The 6149-nt window shown below is 56.4% G+C and carries 6 protein-coding genes and 2 pseudogenes; all 8 read right to left on the minus strand.

Annotation, left to right across the window (positions count from 1 at the left end):
* Positions 1–130: 130 nt before the first annotated feature.
* Positions 131–1171, minus strand: a pseudogene (ere(A), locus tag ACOTX7_RS23560) (EreA family erythromycin esterase); the annotation flags it as partial.
* Positions 1172–1257: 86 nt separating this feature from the next.
* Positions 1258–1665, minus strand: a complete 408-nt coding sequence (locus ACOTX7_RS23565) for a YybH family protein (RefSeq protein WP_063613390.1) — start codon at positions 1663–1665, stop codon at positions 1258–1260.
* Positions 1666–2051: 386 nt separating this feature from the next.
* The gene (arr, locus tag ACOTX7_RS23570; protein WP_012695486.1) at positions 2052–2465 is read right to left on the minus strand and encodes an NAD(+)--rifampin ADP-ribosyltransferase; all 414 of its coding nucleotides are present in this window, start codon (positions 2463–2465) and stop codon (positions 2052–2054) included.
* A 127-nt stretch (positions 2466–2592) separates the two neighbouring features.
* The gene (gene aac(3)-IIg / locus ACOTX7_RS23575; RefSeq protein ID WP_012695485.1) at positions 2593–3402 is read right to left on the minus strand and encodes an aminoglycoside N-acetyltransferase AAC(3)-IIg; all 810 of its coding nucleotides are present in this window, start codon (positions 3400–3402) and stop codon (positions 2593–2595) included.
* A gap of 241 nt (positions 3403–3643) precedes the next feature.
* On the minus strand, positions 3644–4999 hold the full coding sequence (locus ACOTX7_RS23580; protein ID WP_006473457.1) for an IS1380-like element IS1247 family transposase: 1356 nt from the start codon (positions 4997–4999) through the stop codon (positions 3644–3646).
* Between the two features lie 93 nt (positions 5000–5092).
* Positions 5093–5281 (minus strand): annotated as a pseudogene (locus ACOTX7_RS23585) (erythromycin esterase family protein); the annotation flags it as partial.
* Positions 5282–5364: 83 nt separating this feature from the next.
* A complete protein-coding gene (locus ACOTX7_RS23590; RefSeq protein ID WP_022646489.1) occupies positions 5365–5490 on the minus strand; it encodes a hypothetical protein in 126 nt (41 codons plus the stop codon).
* Positions 5487–6068 (minus strand): aminoglycoside N-acetyltransferase AAC(6')-IIc, encoded by a 582-nt coding sequence (gene aac(6')-IIc, locus ACOTX7_RS23595; RefSeq protein ID WP_012695484.1) that lies wholly within the window; start codon positions 6066–6068, stop codon positions 5487–5489. Before aac(6')-IIc ends, ACOTX7_RS23590 begins: the two co-directional genes overlap by 4 nt.
* Positions 6069–6149 lie beyond the last annotated feature (81 nt).

Consider the following 6149-nt stretch of genomic DNA (forward strand, 5'->3'; position numbering starts at 1 on the left):
AAGCAGACTTGACCTGATAGTTTGGCTGTGAGCAATTATGTGCTTAGTGCATCTAACGCGCTGATCACCGGCGGTTGAAAACCGTCCGGTGGATTGGCAGGTTATGCTCCTTCATTTCATTTCTGGTTTCCTATAGGGCAACCAGGCTGTCCTTGCCGGCGCTGGGAACGCAGACGATGGCATCAAATGCCTCGCTCAAATTCGTTTCTACAGAGGCGCTTTGGGACCGCATTCGCTTTGCTTCCATGGGGTCATCTGTCAATGTCAGGCATGAATCCTCCTTACCACAGGCATCGATGACATACTGTTCCACACTATCCTCACGGATTGCATCGGCAGGCGTGGTCACAACAGAGAATCCAAGAGGACTGTCGGGCGATGGGAAATGCATTTCCGGCACGGTGAGTCCAAGATGGGTGAATGCAATCGCACGGTAATCCCCCTCCTCCCTCTCTGCGAGATGCTGTCCCATGGGAACAGCCGTAAGCTCGCCTGAAAAGGAAACTGGAGTTTTTTGTAAATGATTGTTGTGCGCCAGCAGAATTATCCTTACATCCGGATTCGCTCGAACCATTCCATCCACCACGCCCGCCATATACGAGTCACGTACGGAAGTATCTCCCTCAAGAGAGGTACCATCGAAGAAAGCTTTCATTACACGCAAGGTTTCCAACGTATACTCTATCGACTCTATTCGATCAGAGGCTTTTCGGAAAAAATCGCTGTTGACGTGATTTTTCAGGACAGGGGCAAGCGACGCCAAACGGAGCTTCAATCTGGTTACCCCTGAGATAGCTTTCTCCTGCTGAGCCGTTTCCAACTCCCCCCATTTTGCCGATGAAATAACCGCCGACTGGCCATCAATGGACGTCAACAACTGAGTCAGCGCATCAACGTGGGGTTTCATGAGGTGGTCGATGACCTGGATAATTTCGGCCAATTGCGCTAGGTCGTCCCTTGGATTCAAGGTGTTGGGTAAATCGATTCCGACTAACTGCAGTTTTCTTCCTGATTCGCGTAGATATGATTTAACCCAAATCAGCACTGAGCCATACAAAGAAAAGGTCAGGGTATCCGAAAATCGCTCAAGTTCATGAGCACCGGCTGTTGAGTTGAGCCATTCAGATAGCCGGGATGCCTGAATCGCCCCACATTCCAAACCAATCGCATTAAGCATGCTTCCTCCACAATGGAGAGGCCCAGTTACAGGACGTTGCATAACTGCCAGCCGCGACCATTGAGGTCGCGGCATTTCTCTCATGACCGCTTTTGGCGCAATCCGAGCGATCTACTCGGCAGCTGTCGGCCCTTGGGGTCTTGTTTAGGGAACTGGCTCAGATGTTCGTGAGTGATCTTCCAGACATTCGCTTCTCTACGAAGGATAGTTGTTCCTCGCCCACCGCCTTCCAGAGCGCTACCATTTAAAATTGCCCTCCACCGGAAGTGATAGGTGCATCCGGCACAATCTTTCGACTGGGCAACCCACTCCAGGTTTTCTAACCAATAATTTTCAAGAGGAAATTTTTTCCAGGTTTCCTCAAAGGCTTGCCGTATCTGCTTCAGTCCACAAAATGATCCGTCATTGAACCAGAATATCGCATTTGGTGAAATTAACGGCACCAACTGATCGAAGTCGTGCATATTAATCAGTTTGCTCGACTTCACGCGGGATCCAGAACCAGGCGACATAGAGGGCCCGTAGGAAGAGAATCGTCAGCGCCGTTCCCACGACGATGCCGCCCATCATTGCGTAGGCACGATTGCCAGCATGAACTGGCAAAGCGCCGAAGTGCTTGCCAGCCTGGACACGTTTAACCTGACCGAGAGGTACGGTTGCGATGCGGAGATCATATTTGTTAATTAACGCGCTTGCTTAATTAACAATGGCCACGGGATTCTACTCGGAATCCCTTCAAGGCGAGGGGCGAAAATCGGCCCCAGGCGGCGAGTGGGCTAAGCAATTTGTGGCATCCGCGACGCGAATAAAGACCAGTGCGGTCATCGGCTACAGTCGGTTCCATGCGCCATGATGGCACTGCCGGCAGGCGACGTTAATCGATGATCTCGGCACCTTCTGCGTTCAGACGCGCCAGGCCCTCCTTCATTTCCCGCAGCCGCTGGGCCGTGTGTGCTTGCCACTTCGTCACTTCAGCAATTACGCGCAATGGATCGCGGGAGCGATAAGACAGGGTCGGGTTACCCGGGAACTTCTTATCCGTCAGGTTCGGATCCTCCTCGATGGCGCCGGTCGGTTCGACGACATAAATTCGTTCCGTTCCGCTGCCACCCGCCAATTCGGCGCCCCAGATCGCCGCATCGAGCGTGCCTGTAAAATACACCCACGACAGGGATTTCGCGTCTGTGAAATTCGATCGATAACCGACGGCGATCAGATCACCGGGTGCAAGAGCGGCTTTGGTTCCATGGAAGAACGACTGGGCAAACATGGTTGCGGTAGCAGACATAGAGTCCCCCTTGATGTTAAGCGCTTCTGTTCACAGTGTCGCGGGGCCCGTATTTTCGGCGGGGCGCACCCTGGATACATAGTCGTTGATAGGGTGCGGGCGAGCATCCCGCATGCCATGCGTCGGATCAGGGCGAGCCAAAGTGCCGTTGAAGATAGTCGACACCGAACGAAACGATATCCCGCGCTTCGAACAAGTAGCAGTGCGCCTGACCGACCAAGCCCTCCCGATGGCGTCGCAGCTCCACATAGGCATTGGTAATTGTCTCGACGGCGTCCGGCTCTCCTTCGATAGCGAAACAATCGAGAATGCCGTTGGAGTCGAAATCCTCGGCGCGTTTCCATCTCACTCCGCCGTCCTCGCTGCGGATCGGCATTTCGTAGCTCACGCGTCGCTTGTTCGGGATGCGGGCAATGGCCTCGGCGTAGTGCAGGACGGTAACGGAATCGAGCGGGGCTCCGAGCAACAGAACCTTTCCGGCACGCTCGACGAAACGCTCCAGCGGCGATCCAGGTCCGAAAGCCTGCCCAAGTTCGTGAGGCCGCGTCAGAGTGCCGGCCAGAGGCCCTACCGCGACCATCGAGGCATCCGGGTGCGCGCTGCGCCGGGCGCCGGGTGTCTGGAGGAGGAACCGGTTGAGCAGGCCGAAGCCGCGATACGTGCCTGATATGGCTGGATCGAACGGCGGCCATCGGTGGCGCAGTTCCGCATCCATCCGTGCGCCATTGAGCGTTTCTTCGTAAGGCGACCGGTCCCACGAGGCGTATCCCATCAAGCTTCCAGTGGGGCCGACGGCATCGAGCAGGGCAGACACTATCGATGCTGCGCCTCCATCGACGGGGCCGATCGCCTTCAGCGATGCGTGAACCATGACGAGAGCGCCGGATTGGACACCCAGCCGTGAAAGGTCCGCCGCAATTGTTTCCCTTGTGTTCATTCCGCTGCCATCCTCTATATCCTGCATTCCCCAAGTGGCGTGTCGTTTGAGGTGAAGATAGCCTGTATCCGAGCGCTAGACAAGGATTTTCTGCCGCAAGCGGCACCTGCGGTCGCGCAGACTGCTGGATCTGGACGGATCAGACCGCGAAGCCGCTGTTTCCTTGCCCAGGGGCGGCGTTTTTCAGCGCAGCGGACAGATCTGTCCAGCCGCTTTCGTTCAGTTTGAGCGTGGATCGCGATCATGCGCATAGCGGTGGCGCTCGCAATCGGCGGATAGCGGCGAGGATGGCGCGTACCATCGTGCCGGTGACAGCGACCTCGGCCAGCTGGAAGGTGATGGTGCGGGCGTGACGGACCACACGTGCCCCGATCTTGATCAGCTTCAGTTGCAGGCTGGTCAACGACCAGTCGGCCATGGCCTCGGGCAGCTCGATGCAGCGCAAGAAGGTGGCCAGGTTGTACGCCAGGGCGTGCAGTTGCAGCCGCACCTCATTGTCGCGGAACTTCCGGCACGACAGCCGCGTCCAGCGAAAGGCGTATTTGCCCTCTTTGATGTGCTGCTCGGCGGTGCCGCGCTGGTTGTAGAACCGCACCACCCAGTCCGGCTCCATCGGCAGGTTGGTGACGATGAAGCCGACACGCGGGAACAGTTCGCCCGGATGCCATTCGATCTTGGCGATCACCCGGCGTTCCTTGTCCCAGGACGCCGCCTGATACTCGAATTCCTCGAAGAACCGCTTGACCTTGGTCAGTGACGGCCGCCCGACAGGGCGCGTTAGCCGATGCGCGATCTTGTCCTTGAGGACCGCGTTTGCGGGCAGCCGGATGGCGTAGAAGAACCGCGCTTCTTCCAATCGCTCATAGATCGCCGGGATCGCGTAGGCAGCATCGGCCCGGAAGAACCTGCCACCAAGGTCGCGCTCCGCGTAGCGCGCAATTACGGGGTCGAGAACATCACGCCAGCCATCGGCGCTGTGGACGTTGCCATGGCGCAGGGCGCAGCGTTCCAGCATCCCGAACTGGTTGAACAGAAAGTTGGGGTGATAGCAGCTACAGTCGAAATGGCCATTCCAGGCGGACCCTTCCTGGTCGCCATGGGTCGGGCTGACCGAGCTGTCCATGTCCAGAACGATGTACTTCAGCCCGTTACGGTCATGGAACCGGTCGATCCATTGCCCGTTCAGGTCGGCCAGCGCGGCACGGTTCCCGGCCAGAGCCAGCGTCTCGGTCTCGAACCGTCCCATCTGCGATGCCGAGGCCGCTTGTGCATCGACCGCTCTGCCGCCGACAACTTGGCGCATGACCGGATCGCAGGCGAGACGGTTGGCGTCGTTGACATCCTCGTATCCGGCCAGCCGCCCAAAGACTGATTGCCGGAACAGGCCGTCGAGCCGATGGACCGTGTTCTTGCCAGAGCGAGTATCGCGCAGCGCCGCTGACGCCAAATCGGACAACCCGAGCGCGTCATCAAGCTCGCGCATCACCAGAAGGCCGCCGTCGGAACTGAGCTGCGTGCCGCGAAATTCCAGCCGCACGCGAGGGTCGAAATCCACCCGATCTGCCCGTTGCAAGCCCGCACCCTCTGGGTGATCCATGAAACGCGCCCCTCGCAGCCTTCAACACCATGTTTTATATAGGAAATATAATGGTCAGGACAGCGAAATCAGCGCCTTACTTGGGAAATGTGGGTTAAAATCATGCCTCTCGACAAAATAGCGAATAAGACTAGCTCTAGCCAGTGAGAACTCCGCGACAAAGTGAGCACCCTCGCCAATGCCGACAATTCGGGCGCCCTCAACTACGGGATTAAGAATCTCAAACTCATTGAACTCCAGCTTTTGAGGCTGTAAAAGTGTTCTGGTCGTTCTCCATGTCATTTTTTTATCCTTTTGCGTTTATTGCTGAAATCGTCATACTTTCGCTTCGCCAATAACCAGGCTCACAGAGCATAACGCCCCAGTTAACCGACATCAACGTGCGCAGCACGTTGATGTCCGGTTGAACGCCCGGTTAGGCTGACGACAGATGCGAAGGCAGATGAGAACACGCCGAGATACCAGTTGGTAGAGATGGTGCAGCCATTCATGACCACTTCCCCTTGATTTTGAAGCTTTGAACAGTGCGCAGGCTTTCGAACGCCTGGCGTGTTTGGACCATGTACACCGCAGGGCCGTCAGGTGTGAGGATGTTTTTTTCTTGAACGAACCCGGCCTTCTCGTAGCAGCGAATGGCGCGATGGTTGCTAGGAGATGGATCGGTTTGGATTTTCGTTACGGCCGGGTCGCTAAACAGGAGTTCAACGAGCGAGCGTACGAGCTTTGTACCCAACCCCTTGTTTAACTGTGATGGATTAGCCAAAGACTGGTCAATCCCGCGGACCCCTGGATCAGTTTCGTCTTCCCACCATCCATCGCCACTTCCAAGTGCGATGTAGGATTGGGCGTAGCCGATGGGTTCGTCATCTAGCATTGCGATGTAAGGCACTACAGCTTGCTTTGCCAGAACTTCGGGCGAATAGTGTTCTAAGACTTCGTCAAGAGTTGGGCGTTCATCCTCGCCGCCCCACCACTCGACTATGTGGGGGCGGTTCAGCCAAGCATGGAGCATTGGCAGATCGTTCTCGGCCATGACTCGTAGAACTATTGCGGCATTGTTGGCGGACATGAGATGTTGATTCCGTGCGGGCCTAACTTTGTTTTAGGGCGACTGCCCTGCTGCGTAACATCGTTGCTGCTCCATAACATC

This window comes from Enterobacter cloacae complex sp. IR5418 (assembly GCF_049238105.1).
GTDB classification, from domain to species: Bacteria; Pseudomonadota; Gammaproteobacteria; order Enterobacterales; family Enterobacteriaceae; genus Enterobacter; species Enterobacter hormaechei.

Excerpts from the sequence above, each read along its gene's own strand:
- ACOTX7_RS23580 (WP_006473457.1), bottom strand. The coding sequence starts at position 4,999 with ATGGATCACCCAGAGGGTGCGGGCTTGCAACGGGCAGATCGGGTGGAT.
- ACOTX7_RS23590 (WP_022646489.1), bottom strand. The coding sequence starts at position 5,490 with ATGAATGGCTGCACCATCTCTACCAACTGGTATCTCGGCGTGTTCTCA.
- arr (WP_012695486.1), bottom strand. The coding sequence starts at position 2,465 with ATGTCTGCTACCGCAACCATGTTTGCCCAGTCGTTCTTCCATGGAACC.